Origin of the sequence: Paucibacter sp. PLA-PC-4 (genome assembly GCF_026241155.1) — a bacterium.
In the GTDB taxonomy this organism is placed as follows: domain Bacteria; phylum Pseudomonadota; class Gammaproteobacteria; order Burkholderiales; family Burkholderiaceae_C; genus Roseateles_E.
Window position 1 is genome coordinate 21442 of sequence record NZ_JAPFGP010000015.1, and the last position, 19010, is coordinate 40451.

The 19010-nt window shown below is 64.7% G+C and carries 20 protein-coding genes and 1 tRNA gene; 11 read left to right on the top strand and 10 right to left on the bottom strand.

The genetic code is table 11. The features are described from left to right. Nucleotides 1–16: 16 nt before the first annotated feature. Nucleotides 17–265, bottom strand: a complete 249-nt coding sequence (locus tag OOZ63_RS20965) for a DNA-binding protein (RefSeq protein ID WP_323055772.1) — start codon at nucleotides 263–265, stop codon at nucleotides 17–19. Nucleotides 266–944: 679 nt separating this feature from the next. Here OOZ63_RS20965 and OOZ63_RS20970 point away from each other — a divergent pair. From OOZ63_RS20970 to OOZ63_RS20980, 3 genes are all read left to right on the top strand, one after another. After that, a complete protein-coding gene (locus OOZ63_RS20970) occupies nucleotides 945–2129 on the top strand; it encodes a hypothetical protein (RefSeq protein ID WP_266007563.1) in 1185 nt (394 codons plus the stop codon). A gap of 382 nt (nucleotides 2130–2511) precedes the next feature. Continuing rightward, entirely contained in the window at nucleotides 2512–4152 is a 1641-nt protein-coding gene (locus tag OOZ63_RS20975) for an MCP four helix bundle domain-containing protein (RefSeq protein ID WP_266007564.1), read from the top strand. After that, nucleotides 4149–4721 (top strand): MOSC domain-containing protein, encoded by a 573-nt coding sequence (locus OOZ63_RS20980; protein WP_266007565.1) that lies wholly within the window; start codon nucleotides 4149–4151, stop codon nucleotides 4719–4721. Before OOZ63_RS20975 ends, OOZ63_RS20980 begins: the two co-directional genes overlap by 4 nt. Here OOZ63_RS20980 and OOZ63_RS20985 read toward each other — a convergent pair whose 3' ends face one another. Beyond that, a complete protein-coding gene (locus OOZ63_RS20985; protein ID WP_266007566.1) occupies nucleotides 4722–5798 on the bottom strand; it encodes an alkene reductase in 1077 nt (358 codons plus the stop codon). Nucleotides 5799–5945: 147 nt separating this feature from the next. Here OOZ63_RS20985 and OOZ63_RS20990 point away from each other — a divergent pair, with 147 nt between their 5' ends. Together OOZ63_RS20990 and OOZ63_RS20995 are read left to right on the top strand one after the other, a co-directional pair. After that, nucleotides 5946–7145, top strand: a complete 1200-nt coding sequence (locus tag OOZ63_RS20990) for a hypothetical protein (RefSeq protein ID WP_266007567.1) — start codon at nucleotides 5946–5948, stop codon at nucleotides 7143–7145. Between the two features lie 28 nt (nucleotides 7146–7173). Next, on the top strand, nucleotides 7174–8040 hold the full coding sequence (locus OOZ63_RS20995) for a 23S rRNA (adenine(2030)-N(6))-methyltransferase RlmJ (RefSeq protein ID WP_266007568.1): 867 nt from the start codon (nucleotides 7174–7176) through the stop codon (nucleotides 8038–8040). Between the two features lie 3 nt (nucleotides 8041–8043). On the opposite strand, the gene OOZ63_RS21000 is transcribed toward OOZ63_RS20995, so the two are convergent. Further along, complete coding sequence (locus tag OOZ63_RS21000) at nucleotides 8044–8694, bottom strand: NAD(P)-dependent oxidoreductase (protein WP_266007569.1); 651 nt, start codon at nucleotides 8692–8694, stop codon at nucleotides 8044–8046. Nucleotides 8695–8794: 100 nt separating this feature from the next. Here OOZ63_RS21000 and OOZ63_RS21005 point away from each other — a divergent pair, with 100 nt between their 5' ends. The 3 genes from OOZ63_RS21005 to OOZ63_RS21015 are packed head-to-tail and all read left to right on the top strand — an operon-like array spanning nucleotide 8795 to nucleotide 10718. Beyond that, entirely contained in the window at nucleotides 8795–9694 is a 900-nt protein-coding gene (locus OOZ63_RS21005) for a LysR family transcriptional regulator (RefSeq protein WP_323055773.1), read from the top strand. After that, nucleotides 9691–10089, top strand: coding sequence for a MerR family transcriptional regulator (locus OOZ63_RS21010; RefSeq protein ID WP_266007570.1), 399 nt, complete (start codon nucleotides 9691–9693; stop codon nucleotides 10087–10089). The genes OOZ63_RS21005 and OOZ63_RS21010 overlap by 4 nt, the downstream gene beginning before the upstream one ends. Nucleotides 10090–10124: 35 nt before the next feature. After that, nucleotides 10125–10718 (top strand): NAD(P)H-dependent oxidoreductase, encoded by a 594-nt coding sequence (locus OOZ63_RS21015; protein WP_266007571.1) that lies wholly within the window; start codon nucleotides 10125–10127, stop codon nucleotides 10716–10718. Between the two features lie 193 nt (nucleotides 10719–10911). Here OOZ63_RS21015 and OOZ63_RS21020 read toward each other — a convergent pair whose 3' ends face one another. Then, nucleotides 10912–12132, bottom strand: a complete 1221-nt coding sequence (locus OOZ63_RS21020) for an AAA family ATPase (RefSeq protein ID WP_266007572.1) — start codon at nucleotides 12130–12132, stop codon at nucleotides 10912–10914. Between the two features lie 502 nt (nucleotides 12133–12634). Between OOZ63_RS21020 and OOZ63_RS29290 the strand changes: the two genes are divergently transcribed. Then, the gene (locus OOZ63_RS29290) at nucleotides 12635–12715 is read left to right on the top strand and encodes a DUF6527 family protein (RefSeq protein ID WP_416234769.1); all 81 of its coding nucleotides are present in this window, start codon (nucleotides 12635–12637) and stop codon (nucleotides 12713–12715) included. 120 nt (nucleotides 12716–12835) lie between these two features. Here the strand turns inward: OOZ63_RS29290 and OOZ63_RS21025 are convergent, their stop codons facing one another. The 3 genes from OOZ63_RS21025 to OOZ63_RS21035 all read right to left on the bottom strand — a co-directional run bounded on the left by OOZ63_RS21025 (nucleotide 12836) and on the right by OOZ63_RS21035 (nucleotide 15487). Then, complete coding sequence (locus OOZ63_RS21025) at nucleotides 12836–13726, bottom strand: hypothetical protein (protein WP_266007573.1); 891 nt, start codon at nucleotides 13724–13726, stop codon at nucleotides 12836–12838. Next, nucleotides 13719–14843: a hypothetical protein gene (locus OOZ63_RS21030; protein WP_266007575.1), complete on the bottom strand. Its 1125-nt coding sequence runs from the start codon at nucleotides 14841–14843 to the stop codon at nucleotides 13719–13721. The genes OOZ63_RS21025 and OOZ63_RS21030 overlap by 8 nt, the downstream gene beginning before the upstream one ends. 568 nt (nucleotides 14844–15411) lie before the next feature. Further along, nucleotides 15412–15487, bottom strand: a tRNA-Arg gene (locus tag OOZ63_RS21035). Between the two features lie 137 nt (nucleotides 15488–15624). On the opposite strand from OOZ63_RS21035, the gene OOZ63_RS21040 reads away from it, so the two are divergent. Both OOZ63_RS21040 and OOZ63_RS21045 read left to right on the top strand, forming a co-directional pair. After that, nucleotides 15625–16182 carry a c-type cytochrome gene (locus OOZ63_RS21040; protein ID WP_266007576.1) on the top strand — a complete coding sequence of 186 codons (558 nt, stop codon included), beginning with the start codon at nucleotides 15625–15627 and terminating at the stop codon, nucleotides 16180–16182. Between the two features lie 85 nt (nucleotides 16183–16267). Next, complete coding sequence (locus OOZ63_RS21045; protein WP_266007577.1) at nucleotides 16268–17032, top strand: hypothetical protein; 765 nt, start codon at nucleotides 16268–16270, stop codon at nucleotides 17030–17032. 8 nt (nucleotides 17033–17040) lie between these two features. Here the strand turns inward: OOZ63_RS21045 and OOZ63_RS21050 are convergent, their stop codons facing one another. The 3 genes from OOZ63_RS21050 to OOZ63_RS21060 are packed head-to-tail and all read right to left on the bottom strand — an operon-like array spanning nucleotide 17041 to nucleotide 19007. Next, on the bottom strand, nucleotides 17041–17574 hold the full coding sequence (locus tag OOZ63_RS21050) for a DUF2946 family protein (RefSeq protein ID WP_266007578.1): 534 nt from the start codon (nucleotides 17572–17574) through the stop codon (nucleotides 17041–17043). 9 nt (nucleotides 17575–17583) lie between these two features. Then, nucleotides 17584–18558, bottom strand: a complete 975-nt coding sequence (locus OOZ63_RS21055) for a YheT family hydrolase (RefSeq protein WP_266007579.1) — start codon at nucleotides 18556–18558, stop codon at nucleotides 17584–17586. Continuing rightward, nucleotides 18558–19007: a YybH family protein gene (locus OOZ63_RS21060; protein ID WP_266007580.1), complete on the bottom strand. Its 450-nt coding sequence runs from the start codon at nucleotides 19005–19007 to the stop codon at nucleotides 18558–18560. The genes OOZ63_RS21055 and OOZ63_RS21060 overlap by 1 nt, the downstream gene beginning before the upstream one ends. Nucleotides 19008–19010: the final 3 nt, after the last annotated feature.

The window sequence follows — 19010 nt, forward strand, 5'->3', positions numbered from 1 at the left end:
GTCGGCGTTTTCTTTTCTACATCTTGGCCTCCTGGGAAGTTGGTGCTTCCATACGCAGAACGGCTTGATCCATTGGTGGTTTCAAGCCGAGTGCCTGCGCTATCTGGTGAGATGACCCACGCCTTGCGTGGCAGCGCCCGCTAAGGACTTGATAGACCATGTTTGGGTCGAACCCATGATCGCGCGCCCACGACGCGACGGACTGGCCCCTGAGGTAGAAATCCTCCCGAACGCGCGTCAGATCGTCGCTAGTGAACATATTCATGGCTGCAAAACTTTACTGAACAAGTTTGTACAAAACAAGTTTGTTCAGTAATTCCTTGAATGGGGCCGCGATGGTAGCGGCATTACATAAATGGCGCAAATTTCTACTATAAGAAAAGCACTCTTGATTCGATCTTTGCCATGCGTGACGTGAGTGCATTATTCGGGCACTAACTATTGATGCCCGAATAACCAGGTATTTTCCAGAATAGATGCAGTGCATCAAATGCGGCATTTCGTAGAGTTCAATGACTCATTCCCTAGTTGAAACAGCTATTTGAGTCGCGAACTTGAAACATTCAGCCGGACGGGGGCTGCTTTATAGATTGGTGGTAACCCGGGCAGTTCACTGCATCTGTTCGCCCTCACCCAGGAGCAATGCCAAGCGCGCCTCTCATGCCTACGCACTCCGTGCAAAAGTCTCGGTTGCGAGCGCTTCCTTTGATGGCGCGGCCAGTTGCAACGCATGGAAGCTGCACGATGGCGGTTTCTACGTTCTGGTTGTCTTGCTCGAACGTCAAGACCGTCGATGACTACGCAGCGTTGCTGCACTGGCGCATCAAGCTCGCGGCCACCTGGGCTATGTCTAGGCCGCCGCCGTGGCGGTGGCAAGGGGTGTAGTTAATTGACCACTTATGGTTGGCCCAACGTTCCACCTAATTCAATCAACGGGAGGGTTGATGGGGATCATCGACTTCAGGGAAATCGTTTCGCCAAAGGCCGGTCACGCATCAAGCGAAAACGCGCCGATAGGAAGGTCGAACCTTTCAGACGACTTTGAGGTGTTTTGTCAGGACTTCTTCCTGAAAGTCCGCGAGTTCACAATCTTCAAGTCCGTGTCCAAAGGCCCCGATGGTGGCATCGACCTCGGAGTAGAGGAGAAGCTTCTCGACGGCACTACCGTGCGTTGGCTGGTGAGCTGCAAGCACAACGCGCACTCTGGCAAAGCAGTTTCAGAGGTTGAGGAAAGAAACATCATTGAGCGCGTCGGAAATTGGGAATGTGACGGCTTCATCCCCTTCTACACGACCGTCCCAGCCGCGACAGTCGGAGGGCACATAGATGGCGTTGAGAAGCTGGGGAAGCGGGTCGAGCGCTTCTTTAAGGATCGCATCGAGCGAGAGCTTCTCAGCTCCCCTGCGGGCATCCAGCTCGCAGCGCGCTACTTCCCGCGCTCAATGGTTAATCACTATACGAAGATCATTGAAACGGCTCAGCTCTACACCGAGGAGGACTTGATCATTGAGAACGGCTTTCTGTACGCGCCGGGTGGTATCTCTCGATTCGTACATGGCACGACGGAGGCCGAGCTGGCCGCAACAAAGTCGAACTTGACACATCTAGCCAACGTGTTCGCGACAATGAGCATGCACGCTCCGTACTTTGTGCACGCTCTTAACGATGCTATCAAGCTGGCGCCCAATTTTTTTACGAACCACCACGACCCCGCGGCAGAGCTGAAAGACTTCGTCGACATCATGCCAACGTGGTCCCCTAATGCACTGGCGCGCGCATCACGTGTTGAAGGGCTGGCTTTCATGTACTTCGTTGCATCAGTTTGGTCGTTCTGGGACTGGGAGCAAGCTCACGACGTGTTTGCTCAGGCGATGGCTATTCGAAGCAAGTTGGGTTTCAGCTATTCCGACTCTGACCTCGATGATTTCGTTGCTTCCACGGACTTCTGGTCCAAGGTCGACTATCACAAGAAGAATGGACTCCTTACGTCAGGACTAGTCGCTCTCAAACTCCAAGAGGAAGCACGCGATGTTTTGGCCCGGTTAGTGGCGTTCGCCAGTCCGATACCGAAGAAACTTCGCAAGAACGACACTGCGCCGGATCACCAGCAGGATGCTGAAGCGCAATGAATCGGCCTTTAGCTTACCTCGTTGGTGCAGAGGTAACTTTGATTGTCAGTTCAAAGGGGCTAGTGGCTTTGCCTGGTGGTCGCTGGGTCTCCAACGGCCGCACAGGTGGTAGGTGTTAGCCCGGCCGCGGCGTATCGTCGAGCACGTCGGGATACGTCGTAAAAGTTCAGACTTGAAAGAACAGAAATCGGAAAAGTTCAGACTTGAGTGAGCAAATAGTTCAGACTTGCCGGAGCAAAGTTTCTCTAAGTGCTTGTTCTGTCTATCGAGGTTGTTCAGAGATGAACGGTTTTCGACAGTTGGGCATTGATTGAGAATCGGTGGCCGCTTTCCAACTGCACGGACTCACTGTGTTCACGTCTATCCAATCCGCTGCCGCGTCATGGCCGGCCTGAGTTTCAAGGCCCGTCTGGCCTTGGTGATGGCCTCGTTGCTGGGGCTGATGGCCTTGCTCGGGCTGGTGGCGCTGCTGCAGCTGCGTGGCGTGTCGCAGGCGCTGGAGTCGGTTTATGCAAACCGGCTGGTGCCGGTGCAGCAACTGCGCAAGATCTCGCATGCGATGCTGGCCGAAGTGCCGGCCAGTGCGAGCGGGCTGGTCGAGGGGCGGCTGGCGCCCGAGCAGGGGGGGCAGCAGATCAAGACCGCACAGTCGCAGGTGGAGCAGCTCTGGGCGGCTTACAAAAGCACGCTGCTGGTCGAGGAAGAGTTGCACCTGATCGCCCGGGCCGAACCGCAGCTGCGGTTTGCAAACGAGGCGTTGCGGCAATTCGAGCGCCTGGTCGGCGCCGGTGATGCCGCCGCGCTGCGCGCCTTCGCCGCACTGAACCTGCGCTTGGCACTGGAACCGCTGGGGCAGACCCTCAGCGAGCTGATCGATCTGCAGCTGACTGTGGCGCGCCGCGAGGCCGATGCCAGCCAGGCCAGTTTCGAGCGGGCGCGCTGGAATCTGCTGCTGATGATGATAGCTAGCGGTGGCCTGGCCGCCGTGCTGGCCGCCTGGGTCTGGTCGCAGCACCGGCGCGAGCAGCAAAGCGCCGCGGCCGCCGAACAGCGGGTGCAGCAGTTCTATATTGCGCTGTCGCAGTGCAATCAGCTGATCGTGCGCGACCCGGCCTCGGACCAGCAGCTCTACCAGGACCTGTGCCGCATCTGCGTGGACACCGGCCACGCGGCGCTGGCGGCCGTCATCGTCAGCGGCGGCCAGGAGGCCTACCGCGCCTGTCTGCACGGCCAGGCCGAGCTTCTGGCCGGCGTGCCCGAACGCTGGCTGCTGGACTCGCTCTATGGCAAGACTTCAATCACCAGCCAGGTGATACGCAGCGGCGCCCACCTGATCAGCAACGAGGCGGGCCTGGACCCGCGTATGGCGCATTGGCATGACAGCGTGGTGGCGCGTGGTGGACGGGCGATCGCCGCCTTCCCGCTACGTCGGGGCGGCCTTACGGTTGGCGCGCTGCTGCTGTTTGCCGCCGAGCCCGGCTTCTTCGATCCGGCCTTGGTGCGCCTGCTCGACGAGATGGCCGGCGATGTCTCGTTCGCGCTGGACAATCTGGACCGCGAACAGGCGCGTCGCCAGGCGCTGCGGGAAGCGCAGCAGGAGCGCGACCGGTTCCAGCGCCTGTTCAATGCCTACTCGGTCAGCGCCGCGCTGACGACGCTGGCCGACACCACCATCCTGGAGGTCAACGAGGTGCTGTGCCGCCGCTATGGCTACAGCCGCACGCAGATGTTGGGGCGGCGCATGTCCGAGCTGACCGACGTGGGGCTGGAGCCGGCAGACCGCCAGCGCTATTACGAGCTGCTCAAGCGCGACGGTCGGGTGGAGAACCTGGAGGTGCGGGTGCGCAGCCGCGATGGCCAACGCCTGCATGCCCTGCTCAGCGGCGAGCTGATCGATTACCAGGGCCAGACCTGCGTGCTGTCCACCAGCGTGGACATCACTGAGCTACGCCTGGCCCAGCAAGCCACGGCGCGGGCCGGCGACAATCCAGTCCCCAAGCCCGACAACCGCTCCGACGCATGAAGCTGCTCAGCATCAACACCGCCCCGGCCCAGGCCCTGCTCACCGCGAAGGGCAGCGTGCTCAGCGGCATCCGCAAACAGCCGCAGACCGGCCCGGTCGCGGTGGCGCCGCTGGGCCTGGCCGGCGACGAGCAGGCCGACCTGAGCGTGCACGGCGGCCTGGCCAAGGCGGTCTATGCCTATCCGGTCGAGCACTACCCCTTCTGGCAGACCGTACGGGCCCAGGCCAAGGTGGCCGGTTGGGACGAGGCCTTGGCGCTGGGCAGCATGGGCGAGAACCTGAGCCTGCAGGGCCTGCTGGAGAGCCAGGTCTGCATCGGCGATATCTTGCGCTTCGCCGATTGCGAGCTGGTGGTCAGCGAGCCGCGTTACCCCTGCTTCAAGTTCAACGCGGTGATGGGCTTCAGCCAGGCTGCCAAGCTGATGACGCAGAACGCCTGGTGCGGCTTCTACCTGGCGGTACAGCGCCCCGGCAGCCTGAGCGCCGGGGAGTCCTTCGAATTGATCGCCGGCCCGCGCGAGGTCGGCGTGACCGAGCTCTTCAAGGCTCGGACCAGCAAGAAGAACTGATCAGGCGGCCAATGCCGGATAGTCGATATAGCCCTGGGCATCGCCGCCGTATAGCGTGGCCCGGTCCACGGGCTGCAGCGGCGCATTGAGCTTCAGGCGGCGAACCAGGTCGGGGTTGCTGATGAAGTCGCGGCCAAAGGCCACCATATCGGCCTGGCCCTCGGCCACGGCCTTGAGCGCCATCTCGCGCGTGTAGCCGTTGTTGACCATCCACGGACCCTGGAAGCGCGCGCGCATCGCCGGGTAGTCAAAGGGCGCGACATCGCGCGCGCCGCCGGTCTGACCCTCAATGATGTGCAAAAAGGCCAGCTTCAGCGGCGCCAGCTGCTCGGCCACATGGTTGAACAGTGCCTGTGCATCGCTGTCTTGGCCGGCGTCGTTGACCGGGGTCACCGGCGACAGACGCAGTCCCGTGCGGCCCGGGCCGATCGCCTCGGCGATGGCCGTCATCACCTCGATGGTCAGGCGGGCGCGGTTGGCGATGCTGCCGCCGTAAGCGTCGGTCCGGTCGTTGATGCTGTCGCGCATGAACTGGTCCAGCAGATAGCCGTTAGCCCCGTGCACCTCGACCGCGTCGAAGCCGGCCTCCATTGCGCAGCGTGCGGCATGCACGAATTGGGCGATCACGCCCGGGATCTCCTCGGTCGCCAGCGCGCGTGGTGCCGAAACATCGACAAATCCCTCGGCCGTGAAGGTCTTGCCCTTGGCCGGCTTGTCGGTGGCGGACAGCGGGGCGGCGCCGGCTGGCTGGAACACCACATGCGAGATGCGGCCCACATGCCAGAGCTGCACCGCGATCTTGCCGCCCTCGGCATGCACGGCGTCGGTGACCCGCTTCCAGGCAGCGATCTGTTCGGGCGTGTGGATGCCTGGGGTGTCCAGATAGCCCTGGCCTTGCGGAGCGACCTGGGTGCCCTCGCTGATGATCAGGCCGGCGCTGGCGCGCTGGCGGTAGTACTCGACGGCCATGGCCCCGGGCAGCAGGCCCTTGGAGCGGCTGCGTGTCAGCGGTGCCATGACGATGCGGTTGGCAAGTTCGAGATCGCCGATCTTGATGGGGTCGAAGAGATTGGGCATGGGGTGAGCTGTTAATTACGGAATGATCGCTATGATACTCAGGCGTGCGATTTGCCGCCGTCCGGTGCGCGACAGCCGTGCCAGCCCCAAGGGCTTGGCGTCATCAGGCCTCGCTAGACTGGACAAGCTGCTACGGGAGGCCATGCGATGAGTGCTGCGAGAGTCGGGGAGGCGCCGGGGCGCCGCGAACTGCTGGGCCTGGCGGCGGGGCTGTGCCTGGGGCGACCGGCGCTGGCGCAGCCTCAAGCGACGCCGACGCCGGCGCTGCTGCGCGTCGGCCCCAAGCAGGCAGTGCGCAGTCTGGCCAGCGCGGCCCAGCAAGCGCGCGACGGCATGGTGATCGAGGTCGAGGCCGGCGACTATGTGGCCGATGTGGCCAGTTGGGGCCGCAATGATCTGAGCCTGCGCGCGGTCGGCGGTCGGGTGCGCCTGATCGCCAATGGTGCGGTCGCTCAGGGCAAAGGCATCTTCGTGATCAGCGGCCAGCGGGTCAGCATCGAGGGCTTCGATTTTATCGGGGCCACTGCCCCGGATACCAATGGCGCCGGCATCCGCTTTGAGCGCGGCTCGCTGCACCTGCGCGATTGCAGCTTCGCCGACTGCGAGATGGGGCTGCTGACGAACAACGATCCTGCCGCCGAGCTGGAGATCGAGAACAGCGAGTTCTCGCGCGCCGCGCGCCGCGCCAATGGCCGGCCGGCCCATCTGCTCTACGCCGGCGCGATCGCCCGGCTGAGCGTCAGCGGCTGCTATTTTCACCATGGCCGCAGCGGCCATCTGCTGAAGAGCCGCGCGGCCGTCAACCACATCCTCTACAACCGCCTCAGCGACGAGCTCGGCGGCACGGCCAGCTACGAGCTGGAATTCCCCGATGGCGGCCGCGCCGTCGTGATCGGCAACTTGATCCAGCAAAGCGCGATGACCGAGAACGCCCACCTGATCTCGATTGGCGCCGAAGGCTACAAGCATGCCGACAACGAGCTCTGGCTGGCCCACAACACCCTGGTCGACAACCGGCCGCGCGAGGGCGTCTATTTGCGCGTCGCGCCCGGCCGCGTTCGGGTGCGTGCGGTCAACAATCTGCTGGTCGGCGGCGGGCGCTTCAGCGCCGACGCAGACTGGGATGTGCGCAACAACCCGGCAGTCGACTGGGATGCCTTCGTGCTGGCCGCGCGCGAGAACTATGCGTTGAAGCCCGACTCGGCGCTGCGCGGCAAGGCCGTCGACCCCGGACCGGGGCCGCAGGGCTTTGCCTCGTTGAGGCCGCTGCGCCAGTACCAGCACCCGCGCCACAGCGTTGCGCTGGCCGGGCCGGCCCTGCATCCGGGGGCGCTGCAGCAGCCGTGAACAGGCCCGGGCAGGCTACAGTTCGCCCATGCTCGCCTATCGACACGCCTTTCATGCCGGCAACCATGCCGATGTCCTCAAACACCTCGTTCTCTCGGAGGTGTTGCGTTACATGGCCGAGAAGGACAAGCCCTATACCCTGGTCGATACCCATGCTGGCGCTGGCGGCTACTCGATCGAGAGCCGCTATGCGCAAAAGAAGGGCGAATACGCGCTGGGGGTCTCTCGCCTGTGGGATGCCAAGGATCTGCCGGCCCCGCTGGCCGCCTACCGCGATCTGCTGCGCCAGTTCAACCCCGACGGCCAGTTGCGCCAATACCCCGGCTCGCCAGCGATTGCCAACCTGCTGATGCGCGAAGATGACCGGCTGCGCGTCTACGAGCTGCACCCGACCGACTTCCGCATTCTGCAAAGCTATCTGGAGACGCGCCCCAACACCCAGGTGGCCGATACCGACGGCTTTGCCTCGCTGCGCGGCGAGCTGCCACCGCCCTCGCGCCGCGGTGTGGTGCTGATGGATCCCTCCTACGAGCTCAAGACCGACTACGCCAAGGTGCTGACCGCGCTGCGCGAAGGCCTGGAGCGCTTTGCAGACGGCGTCTTCCTGATCTGGTATCCGCAACTGCAGCTGCTCGAATCGCACCAGCTGGCCCAGCGCATGAAAGCCGCCGCCGACAACCCCAAGGCCGGCGCCAAGAAGGGCTGGCTGCATGTGCGCCTGACCGTCAAGCCGCAAACCGATACGCGCGGCTTCGGCATGCTGGGCAGCGGCATGTTCATCGTCAACCCGCCGTTCACGCTCCACGACAAGCTGCAGGAATGCCTGCCCTATCTGGTCGACAAGCTGGGCCAGTACGACGGCGCCAACTTTGTGCTGGAGCAGAAGACCGTCTGATCGTCAGTAGCCGACCGTGAAGCGACGCTGGATGTGCTGCGGCGTCTCCAGCTCGTCGACGATCGCCACCGCCAGATCGGCCACCGAGATATGCGCCGGGCCCTTGCTCGGGTCGGTGTCCATCACCGGCGACTCCAGCCCCAGCCGGTAGCGGCCACGGCGCTCGCCCGGCTCCAGATGCACGGCCGGCGACAGAAAGCTCCAGTCCAGCGTGGTCTCGGCACGGATCAGGTTCAGCGCCTCACGGGCCGCCAGCGCACCCTGCTTCCATTCGGCGGGGAATTGCGGCGTGTCGACAAGCTGCAGGCCCGGCGCCGCATAGAGGCTGCCGGCACCGCCCACCACCAGCAGCCGCTTCACGCCGGCTTGCTTGACGCCGGCATAGATGGCGCGCGTGCCGTCGAGGAACTCTGTGTAGATGTCGGCCACGCCCCAGCCTGGGTTGTAGGCGCTGACCACCGCGTCCACGCCCCGGACGGCGGCGGCCACCGAGTCGGCGTTCTTGGCATCGGCTTGGACCACGCTGAGGCCGGGCTGGGCCGCCAGCTTGGCCGGGTTGCGGGCCAGGGCCAAGACCTGGTGGCCGCGCGCCAGCAATTCCTGCAAAACCGGGGCACCGACGAAGCCGGTGGCGCCAATCAGGGCGATCTTCATGAGCAGTCCTTTGGAACTCGTTGCAATGGAGTCAACTGTATGAACTTCACAGTGAATCGATAAGCCGGCAAAATCCGCCAGCATTGTTTAGAGAAACTTCATGCTGGACCAGTTGAAACGGATGGCGGTGCTGGCGACGGTGGTCGAGCAGGGCAGTTTTGCCGGCGCCGCCCGGCTGCTTCAGACCAGCACCTCGGCGATCAGCCAGCAGGTGCGGGCGCTGGAGCGCGATATGGGCGTGACCCTGTTGCACCGATCCACACGAAAGCTCAGCCTGACCCCGGCCGGCGCGCGTTTTCACGAGGGCTGCGTCGCGATGCTGGCGGCCGCGCGTGGCGCCCAGGCCCAGCTGCTGCAGCTGCGCGACGCGCCCGAGGGCGAGCTTCGCGTGGCCGCGCCGGTGGGGTTTGGCCGCCATCTGGGGCCGGCGCTGGCGCCGCTGCTGGCCGCCCATCCGCGCCTGAGTCTGCACCTGGAGGTCGAGGACGGCTTCACCGATCTGGTGGCTCAGCGCATCGACCTGGCGCTGCGCTTCGGCCGCCTGCCCGACAGCAGCTGGGTGGCCCAGCCCATCGGCGAGAAAAGCATGGGGCTCTACGCCGCGCCGGCCTATCTGGCGCGCTGCGGCGTGCCCGCCAGCCTGACCGAGTTGGGCCGGCATGACTGGCTACTGCTGCGCCGGGGCGCCGCCAGCGTGATGCTGCCGCTACAGGACGCGGCGGGTCAGCAGGTTCAGCTGACTATCCAGCCGCGCGCCAGCAGCAATAACCAGCTGAGTCTGCAGCAGCTCTGCGAGGCCGGCATGGGCCTGGCGATGCTGAGCCCCAGCGATATCGGCGTCGCGGCCCAGGACGGCCGGCTCGTGCCCCTGCTGCCCAGCTGGCGGCTGCCCAGCCTGCCTGTTTATGCGCTGACTCCGCAGCGCGATGCCCAGCCCGCCAAGGTGCGTTATGCCATCGAGGCGTTGAAGTCCCATCTCGCCGCACCAAGCCCTCCATGAGCCAAGACACTCTGCGCATCGGCGCGCTCGCCCGCTTGAGCGGCGCCACCCCCAAGGCCTTGCGGCTGTACGAGGCGCTGGGCTTGATCGCCGAACCCCGACGCCAGGGCAGCTACCGCATCTATGAGCAGCGCCATCTGGACGCGGTGCGCCTGATTCGCCAGGCCCAGGCTGTGGGCTTCAAGCTGCAGGAGCTGCGCGCGCTGACAACGAGCGCCAACCGGCCCGCCCCGGGCGAGCCGCTGGCCCGCGAGGTGGCGCTGCAGGCGGTGCTGGCCAAGCGCGCCGCGTTGGCCGCTCAGCAGCAGCGCCTGCAGCAGCAGCTCGACGAGCTGGCCGTCTGCGAGCGATTACTGCTACAGGCCTTCGACTGCCCCGATGTGCAGCCCGCTTGACTCTGTCCCTAGGGACAGGGTGGATGCTGGCGGGCATGAACACGACAGCCAAGAAAACCATACTCGTCATCAATGCCAACCCCAAGGCGCACAGCCTCAGCGAGGCCCTGGCCCGCCGCTATGCCGATGCCGCCGCAGCGGCCGGCCATCGCGTCAGCCTGGTTCAGCTGCGTGAGCTGCGCTTTGCGTCCGATCTCTCGCAGGGCCATGACGCCGATGCCGCGCTGGAGCCCGATCTGCAGCGCCTGCAGCAGCAACTGGCCGGGGCGGAACATCTGGTCTGGGCCTACCCGGTCTGGTGGGGCTCGGTGCCAGCCCTGCTCAAAGGTCTGCTGGACCGGCTGCTGGTGCCTGGTTTTGCGTTCCGCTACCACCAGGGTCAGGCCTTGCCCGAACGCCTGCTGAAAGGGCGCAGCGCGCGCCTGCTGGTCTGCATGGACACGCCGGCCTGGTACTTCCGCTGGCTGCAGGGCGCCCCGGCCCACCGCATGATGAAAGACGCGGTGCTGGAGTTCTGCGGCATCGCCCCGGTACGCATCAGCGAGTTCACGCCTGTCATCAAGAGCACGCCGACGCGGCGCGAGCGGTGGTTGGCCGAGGCGGGACGGCTGGGGGCACGCGGTGCTTGAGCGGCGGGCCTGAAAAAAGTATCTGGCCGAGAAATTGGCCGAAAGGGTGCTGCATCTGCATGAACCTGCGCGCCATGTCGTCTTTGCGCTGCGCGATGTGTTTTGCCGTCGAGACCCTGGTGGACTCTGAGATGGCATGAGTGCGGTCCCTCGAGTTTGCCGGGCTGGCTGGCCAACTGGTCATTTGCGTCGATCAGCGGTTCTTGGCGGGTGGCTTTGGCGGCCGCCAATCGTCGTGAAGCGCCAGGCTGCCTTGAGGCGATGTGGGCGGCCAGTTCTCGGCCGCGACACGGCTCTGGAACCAGCGGTGCATGGCTGCATCTTCCACCCCGTATTCACTGCGCGATGACTTCCACACCAGAGCCGGTGTGCGTTGGCGCAGGGCCTCCAGCGCCTTTTGCGCCTGCTGCACGCTCACCGGTCGGCCCAACTGCTCGCGGTAAAAGCGCAGGGCCTCGGCGTCGTAAGGACGAAAGCGCGGCCCCTGGGCCAGCATGCGCCACAGCACGGCCTGCTCTGTGGGTTTCAGGCCCAGGTAGTCAGACTCCATCTGCGCTTCGTCCTGCGCCTGCTGGTCCAGGGCCGCTTGTTGCAACGCAGGCTCAAAACGCCCGCTGTGGCCGGCCAGCGGGCTGAGCACCGCGCCCATGGCTGCCATGAAGAACTGCGGCCGGTGGCCGAAGCCCACAAAAGCGGCCTGCAGCGCGGCGCGGTCCACCGGGCGCAGGTCAGGGCGCTGCGCTTCCACCAGGCCGGCCACATGGGCGATGAAATCGGTGTCCAGCGGCGGCAAAGCCTGGATCTGCGAGCCGTAGAACGGCGCACCGGCGCTGACCACCAGACGCAGCAGCTTGTCGCGGTCCGAGCCCGACATCACCAGCATCAGCCACACCTGGCCGGGCTGGTTGAGCTGGTCGCGGGCTGATTTGAGCGCCGTCATGGCGGCCTCGCCGGCCTCGCTGGTCAGCGCGTGCTGTGCCTCGTCAATGATCAGCGCCACCCGCTGGCCCGTGGCTTGCTGCAGGCTGCGCAAGGCCTCCACCAGGGTCAGGCCGTCCACCTGGCCTATCCTGCTGGTATCAATTTCGAGCGCACCCGCCACCTTCACGCTTTTCAGCCCGGCCTTCTTGGCCGTTCGCGCTACCAGGCCCAGGTGGGGCTGCAGCGCACGGGCAATGGCCTCGGCGATCAGAGTGCCGGGGTCGCGGCGCGGGTCGGCCCACAGGTCGACATACACCACCTCTACGCCGGCGGCGCGCAGCGCGGGCGTTAGATCAGCTTGTAGGAAGGTGGACTTGCCGGTGCGGCGCGGGGCGGCCAGAAACAAGCCGTTGTGTGCGTCACCCAGCAGCGCCACGCCTTGGAGGGCCTGCACCAATTGCTGTGCCAGCGCAGCACGGGGGTAGGCGATCACGAAATTATCCTTTTATATCTTTGACGTGGATAATTTATCAATCCTTGGATAAAAGTCGATAGTTCACACCACAGCCCTGGGGATCAGACATTTGCATCCGGCGGGACGAGGCGGGCTGCCTGCACCTGAATTGGCACTGCTGTAGATAACGCGTGCCATCAGCGCTGGCATCCTGGCTTTCCCCGCTGCTCGACACGGGCAGCAAGGAGCCGCTCCTCGGCCTTCCAGCGCTGGGTGAGGAGGGAAGAGATGTTTGTGTCATCTCGAAATGTCGAGCGATCGTCGAGCGGCTGGCTCCTGCGCGCAGGGTCGTGCGGCTTGACTCTGCTGTTGCTCCCGATCAACTGCCCCCTCGCCACCTGGTTTTGCTCACCGAAGGCTCAGAGGATTGGTCGGTCGTCATGCTGTGCGCTTGCGGATGCGGCGATCGTGTTGAGCTTCCTCTCTTCGCCGAGGCCCGTTCACGTGCAATCTGCGGACAGACTCCCGTGGTCGGGCAACCTTGCACCCCTCGATTTGGCGCAAAGATGGGTGCAGGTCGCACTATTTTGTCCGCGCGGGCAGGGTCGCCTGGGTTAGATGAGGATGTATGGGCAGTCGCCTCATCGAGCACTACCTGGAAGCGGCATAGCCGGTACCTCCGGCCCAGCTCGCGGCGAAGCGATATTGGTTCGAGCCCAGGCGCTGGTCACGGGCCTGGCAGCTAGCCAGTCTTCGCTTTCACGAGCAGGAGGAACTCGGTCACCAGGCCGCTGACCTCCCGCTGCGCGAGTGCCCGCTCTTCGGGATCATCGAGGCCGTGGAACGACGCATATCGCCCGGGGCCATCTTTTTCATGGCCGGCCGTCGTACCGTCGTCGCAGAACTTCATTTCCAGAATCGTCAACGCCCCTCGCAAGGGCGCCTCATGTTGGCCCGAGTTGAGTTTGGCGGCAAACTCGGCGGCAATCGACTCTGGCGAGGCCTTGTAGTAGCGCAGGACGTGGATGACGTCGGCGACGTCTTTGTGCTCGTAGCGGTGCTCCATTGCCAGCGCTTTGAGGGTGACGAATGCAACGGCATCGGCATGACGAACGGTCTCGACCGAGATGCCATCGCCGTCCGGCCGTTCGACGCGGAGTTCCCGCTCCAAGTACCAGTCGCTGGCGATCCCCGCGTAGGGAATGCGGCAGGCCGAGATCTCCTCGCCGCCCAGGGACTCCACGCCCTTGCCGGCTGGATCGTCGGTGTTGACCAGGAACTCCACAACGATCCGCTCATTGTGGATATCGCGGGCCCACTGCCAAGAACTCGGCTTGCCATTCTTGACGTGCCGCTGGAAGCCAGCCGCCTTCAATTGATCGCGCAGCGAGCTGTAGTCCTCGCCCGCGGCCAGCACAGCGACATCGAGCACGACATCGACGTCGGTGGTGCCGACGTGTGCCGGCACGTCGGGTGGCGCTTCGGGTGCCAGGTACCGCGGCACGAGACCACCGATCAGGCGAACCGTGGGCTTCAGGGTGCCAAACGCCTGGAGCAGCAGGACGAGCGCGATCTCGCAGGCCAGCGTCTTCCCCTTGCTGTATGCCTCCGCCGACTTGTGCTTTTCAGTCATGGTCCGGCTCTCCCAGCTTCAGGACTCGTTCGCGGTATTCGCGGGCCAGTTCCTTGTTTCTTCCGACGCCGTCGAGCAAGTCGAGATACTGGATGAACGGACTGGTGAAGCGTGATTCGGGACGCTCCGGGTGCTCGTCAAGGAACTGCAGCGATGCCCCGGAGCGCTCGACGAAGGTGATGTTCGAGCCTTTGTCTGCTCGCTCGAGCCCCATCTCTTCGGCCCATGGTTTCGCCAGGCCGGGAGGCACGATGACCAGGACGCGGTCGACGACCGTCAGGTGCGGGACTCTTGCATTGGCGGCTGCGGCCCCGGAGATTGCCCATCCGCTGCGGCCGTCCATCTTCTGGAGGATGCGATCGACGATTCCGCCTCGACCACTTGCATAGGTGTAGAGCCGGGTGCGCGGCTCAGATCGAGCACGGCGCATCCATTCGCCGCTCCAGGCATCGAGCAGCCCACCCGCATTCTTGAGTCGACGTCGCTGCGAGGGTCCGGATCCGGTCGCTTCGACCCAGTCGTGCTTCTCAAGCTCCTGCAGTGTCTTGGACACGGTGAACGTGGAGGTTTCAGCGTTAGCGGCCAGCTCGTTGCCCGCCACCCAGCCTTGCTCGCCCGTTCGATACCAATGCATGAACAGGGCATGGACCACCTGTTCACGCGCTCCGTTGAAGAGACTGCCGATCTTTCGGTGAGGCGGCTGCTTGGAGGGGCGCTCAATGTCGATGAGCCAGGTGCGGTAGCGGAAGAGGAGCGTGCCCGAAGAGGATTCAAAGTAGTTGATGCCGGCGTCTCTCAGCACATCTTTCGCAGCGCTTGTGAGATGCCGTGCGGCGACGACGGGGACTGCCGGTGGCGCATCTTGCCCACGCTGGTCATTGAAACATGTCAGGAATTCAGCCAGGCGGTGGGCGTCACGGGGATAGATAGCGTTGACAGCTTCCACAGCAAGGTCGACAGCATCGGCCTGGTTCGGAAGCTTGACACGTAGAAGTGCGTCGAGTCTCTGACGCACGTCGAACTGTATTTCCTCGTGTTGGTCAAGGAGCTGGCTGTCCGTGGCCGCCTGGAGGGCATCCATGAACTCTTTCACCAGCATCTGCTCAGCTGCTTGCATGGCTGTATATTAGCTGCGCAGCAAATATAGGTCAAATAGCTAACATATCTGCTAGCCTTTCAATTGCTGCACAGCAAATATGGCCTCAATAGATAACATCGAAGCTTCTGATCACCATGGGCGGTCGCCAGCCTTTCGAAGGGGGGCGCGCAGCAGCATGGTGAGATTGCCGGCATAAGACGATCGCCAAGGGTTTCAAGTGACTGTAGGTGGGCGCCCAGCCAACGACAAAGAGGTGCACGTTCTGTCGCAACAGGCCGAGAGGTTGAGGCAAACAGGTGTGGCGGACGGCCGAACCGCAACAAACTCGGCGCGCATGAACTTCAAGGTGCCGCAGGTTATGCCTCTTGCCGACCTCGGTGCCGAGGCGCCAGTGGGCCGGCTGTTCAGCGAACGGATCGAACCGTTTCTACAAGGCAAGGATTGAGCCGGTCGAGTCGGCTGCCCTGCTGAACCGCCTCTCGACATCACTTTGGCCCGCTTTCGGCTTTGTATCTCAGACCTGTAGTTCAGCTCAGCGCGCGAATAGAAAAAGCCACCTCGCGGTGGCTTAACCTGTTGATTCCTATGGTGCGCCCGGCTGGGATCGAACCAGCAACCCCTGCCTTCGGAGGGCAGTACTCTATCCATTGAGCTACGGGCGCAGCGCGTCGCATTCTAGCAGCGCTTGCGGCACCCGATGCCGAAGGCCGTTGGGGGCTCGCTATAATCTCGCGGTTGTGCTGCCCGCGCCTGAGCGGGGGCCCGATCTACTCCACTGCCCGACGCCAACGAGGATTTCATGAGCGGAACCCAAGACCACGTGCACGACCACGACGCCCAGCACGAAGAGGCGCATGAGGGACCGATCAAGACACCCAAGCAGCTGATCTGGGCCGTGGGGTTTGCCTTTGTTGTGCCGGTGATCGTGATCGTGATGCTTGCCAGCTATGTGACCTCGGACAGCAAGCCCGCCGCCGGCAGCGAGGGCCTGGCGGAGCAGGCAGTGGCTGCCCGGATCCAGCCGGTCGGCGCCATCGAGATCAAAGACCTGTCCGACGCCAGCGCGCTGAAGACCGGCGAGCAGGTCTACCTCGCCCAATGCGCGGCCTGCCATGGCGCCGGCGTTGCCGGTGCGCCGAAGTTGGCCGATGCGGCTGCCTGGGGCCCGCGGATCAAGACCGGTTTCGATACGCTGCTGACCTCGGCCTTGAAGGGCAAGGGTGCGATGGGTGCCCAGGGCGGCGGCGATCACAGCGACTTCGAGATCGCCCGTGCGGTGGTCTATATGAGTAATCAAGGTGGCGCCAAGTTCGACGAACCGAAGGCCCCGGCTGCGGCCGCTTCCGCCGCCCAGTAATCAAGAACCCAGCGGCTTCGGCGCGCACCGCAAACAACCGGCTTCGGCCGGTTTTTTTGTGCCCGCGCGCGGCTATGCTGGCGACGTGAAGATCTTGCAAGGATGGACTCTTGTTGTCCTGCTGGCTTGGCAGGCAGCGCCGCTTGCCGCGCAGCCCTTGAATTGGCGCGTTTGCGTCACCGACATCGTCGTGCCGCCCTATCTGCACAACAATCCGCACCGCTTGGGCGTAGCTGAGCGCCTGCTGATCGATGCCGGCGAGGCGGTCGGCCTGCGTGTCGAACTGCTGAGGCTGCCGCCGCTGCGCTGCCGCCTGATGCTGGACAGCGCACAAGTCGAAGCTACGCTGGCCGCGCCGACGGCGCAAAACATGGCCGAGTTGGGCTTTCCTTTGCGCAATGGCGCCGTTGACCGCACGCGCAGGTTGGCCCATCTGCGCCTGCTGTGGGCCAAGAAGTCCGGGCGCGATCTGGACTGGGATGGTCAGCACTTGTTGGGCGCCGAGCCGGCCGCATTGGTCGTCGGCACGCGCGTCACGATGCGCGCGGCGATCGAGGTCTTGCAAAGCCAGGGCTTCAAGGTCGATAGCGCCGCGCTCAACACCCGCCAGCTGCTGGGCAAGCTGCTGGCCGGCCGGGTTGACCTTGCTGTCGGCATCGAGGAGGACCTGCGCCACGCGATCAGCGTGTCGAAGATGCAAGACCTGATCCTGCTGCCCCAGCCCTTTCTGGCGGTGGACTATTACGCCGCTATTGCGCCGGGGCTGGTGCCGGCGCAGCGGGAGCTGGCCGAGCGCTGGTGGGCCGAGATCACTCGGCTGCGCGAGCTGCCGCCCTATCGGCCCAATTGAGGCCGGTTTCAGAGCGGCGCCGGCCGGTCCATCACGCCGTGCCGGTGCAGCAACTCGGCATGGCTGCTGGGCTCGGGCTGCCACAGCCCGGCCTCGACGGCGTCGGCGGCCAGCTCCATGTCAAGGCTGTGCACCAGGCCCAGGCCCAGCTCTGTGCTTAGCAGCAGCCTGTCCTGCTCATCGAGCCAGACGGCGTTCACCTGCCGGGCCGGCAGCCCGGTGTGGCTATGGATCAGCGGCGCGGTCGTCGTGCCTGTTGTCAGCCGCCAAATCCAGGGCGCGGCCTCCAGCTCGACATAGACGCGCTGCGGTCCGTTCTGGAAGTACCAGGCGCCCTGCGGATCGGCGGCGTAGTTGCGTTCGATGAATTCGCGCAGCTTTTCGTGATTGATGCGGCTACCCTTGACCTGCGGGAAGGCCCCAGCCGCCTGGATGCGCTCGTCGCGCATATACCAGTCGCCGCGAGCGTCCAGCGCCAGCCAGCCGTAGCAATGCGGGACATTGGGCCATTTCTTCAGCGCGGCTTCGACGATGGGGTCCATAACGGCAGTCTAAATCGCTTGCGCCAGCCAGTCGCAGACCTGGCCGGGCATCGCCAGCACATGGCCCGGCGGTGCGCCGGCTGGGAAGCCGACATGGCCGCCCTGGGCCGGTTGCCACAGGGTCACATGGGAGCCGGTGTCGGCCGGGCCGGGCAGGCAGGCGGCTGGCACAAAGGGGTCGTTGAGCGTGTTCAGCACAAGAGCCGGGATGCGGATTTGGCGCAGATGCGGCTTGGCCGAGGCGCGCGACCAATAGTCCTCGGTGTCGCGAAAACCGTGTAGCGGCGCGGTGAACAGATTGTCGAACTCGTAGAGATCGCGCGCCTGGCGCAGCCGTTCGCCGTCGAACAGACCCGGGTGCTGCTGCAGCTTGCGCAAGGCCTTGGGCACCATGGTGCGCAAGAACATGCGGGTATAGACCAGGCGGTTGAAGCCACGGCCGATCGCGTGGCCGGAGGCCGCCAGATCCACCGGCGAGCAAATCGAGCAGACCGCGCGCGCGGTGGCCGCCGCGCTCTGGCCCATCTCCTCGGCCCAGCGCAGCAGGGCATTGCCGCCCAGCGAGACGCCGGCTGCGATCAGCGGCCCGGTGTGGCCGGCCTTGAGCCGGGCCAGCATCCAGCCGATCTCTTCGAAGTCGCCCGAGTGGTAGGCGCGCGGCGCGAGGTTCAGCTCGCCCGAGCAGCCGCGGAAATGCGGCAGCGCGAAGGCCCAGCCGCGCGCGCGGGCGATCGCCGCGAAGGCCTGTACGTACTGGCTTTGCGAGCTGCCTTCCAATCCGTGGAACAGCACCAGCAGCGCTTGGCCTGGGTTGGGCGGTGCGTCGAGAAAATCGACATCGACGAAGTCGCCGTCCGGCGTGTTCCAGCGCTCGCGCCGGAACTGCGGCGCGGCGCCCTCGAAGCGGCGTGAGAACAGTGCCGGCCAGATGGTTTGCGCATGGCCGCCGGGCAGCCACGGCGGCGCCCGGTAGGCGAGCGCCATCAATGAAGGGTGGCCGGTTCCTCGACCACTTCCTGGATATCGTGCGCGGTGCCGGGGCTGGCATGGTGGACCACCATGCGCCAGCCCATCGCTGTCTTCAGATAAACATTGGTGGCAATGACCCAGGCGCTTTGCTGGCCCTCGGGGCCTTGCACCTGAACTCTCTCCAGCACCTGATGGATGGCGGTGTCGCCGGTGTGCAGGCGCCGCACCCGTTCGGGATGGACCGAGATCGCACCCTGGCCGAACACCGACTCGAAGGCCGCACGGATCGCGCCCAGGCCGACTACGCGCGGGCCGCCGGGGTGCACGCAGGAGACCTCCTCCTCATCGGCCCAGACCTCCATCAGCCGCTCAAGATCGGCGCTTTGCAGCGCCTCGTAGAACTGTTGCTCGGTGTCTTCCGGCGAAGCGAGCAGGGCGGCTGTCTGGGCTTTGGGTCGCATCATGAT

Excerpts from the sequence above, each read along its gene's own strand:
- OOZ63_RS20965 (WP_323055772.1), bottom strand. The coding sequence starts at position 265 with ATGAATATGTTCACTAGCGACGATCTGACGCGCGTTCGGGAGGATTTC.
- OOZ63_RS20970 (WP_266007563.1), top strand. The coding sequence starts at position 945 with ATGGGGATCATCGACTTCAGGGAAATCGTTTCGCCAAAGGCCGGTCAC.
- OOZ63_RS20975 (WP_266007564.1), top strand. The coding sequence starts at position 2,512 with ATGGCCGGCCTGAGTTTCAAGGCCCGTCTGGCCTTGGTGATGGCCTCG.
- OOZ63_RS20980 (WP_266007565.1), top strand. The coding sequence starts at position 4,149 with ATGAAGCTGCTCAGCATCAACACCGCCCCGGCCCAGGCCCTGCTCACC.
- OOZ63_RS20985 (WP_266007566.1), bottom strand. The coding sequence starts at position 5,798 with ATGCCCAATCTCTTCGACCCCATCAAGATCGGCGATCTCGAACTTGCC.
- OOZ63_RS20990 (WP_266007567.1), top strand. The coding sequence starts at position 5,946 with ATGAGTGCTGCGAGAGTCGGGGAGGCGCCGGGGCGCCGCGAACTGCTG.
- OOZ63_RS20995 (WP_266007568.1), top strand. The coding sequence starts at position 7,174 with ATGCTCGCCTATCGACACGCCTTTCATGCCGGCAACCATGCCGATGTC.
- OOZ63_RS21000 (WP_266007569.1), bottom strand. The coding sequence starts at position 8,694 with ATGAAGATCGCCCTGATTGGCGCCACCGGCTTCGTCGGTGCCCCGGTT.
- OOZ63_RS21005 (WP_323055773.1), top strand. The coding sequence starts at position 8,795 with ATGCTGGACCAGTTGAAACGGATGGCGGTGCTGGCGACGGTGGTCGAG.
- OOZ63_RS21010 (WP_266007570.1), top strand. The coding sequence starts at position 9,691 with ATGAGCCAAGACACTCTGCGCATCGGCGCGCTCGCCCGCTTGAGCGGC.
- OOZ63_RS21015 (WP_266007571.1), top strand. The coding sequence starts at position 10,125 with ATGAACACGACAGCCAAGAAAACCATACTCGTCATCAATGCCAACCCC.
- OOZ63_RS21025 (WP_266007573.1), bottom strand. The coding sequence starts at position 13,726 with ATGACTGAAAAGCACAAGTCGGCGGAGGCATACAGCAAGGGGAAGACG.
- OOZ63_RS21030 (WP_266007575.1), bottom strand. The coding sequence starts at position 14,843 with ATGCAAGCAGCTGAGCAGATGCTGGTGAAAGAGTTCATGGATGCCCTC.
- OOZ63_RS21040 (WP_266007576.1), top strand. The coding sequence starts at position 15,625 with ATGAGCGGAACCCAAGACCACGTGCACGACCACGACGCCCAGCACGAA.
- OOZ63_RS21050 (WP_266007578.1), bottom strand. The coding sequence starts at position 17,574 with ATGGACCCCATCGTCGAAGCCGCGCTGAAGAAATGGCCCAATGTCCCG.
- OOZ63_RS21055 (WP_266007579.1), bottom strand. The coding sequence starts at position 18,558 with ATGGCGCTCGCCTACCGGGCGCCGCCGTGGCTGCCCGGCGGCCATGCG.
- OOZ63_RS21060 (WP_266007580.1), bottom strand. The coding sequence starts at position 19,007 with ATGATGCGACCCAAAGCCCAGACAGCCGCCCTGCTCGCTTCGCCGGAA.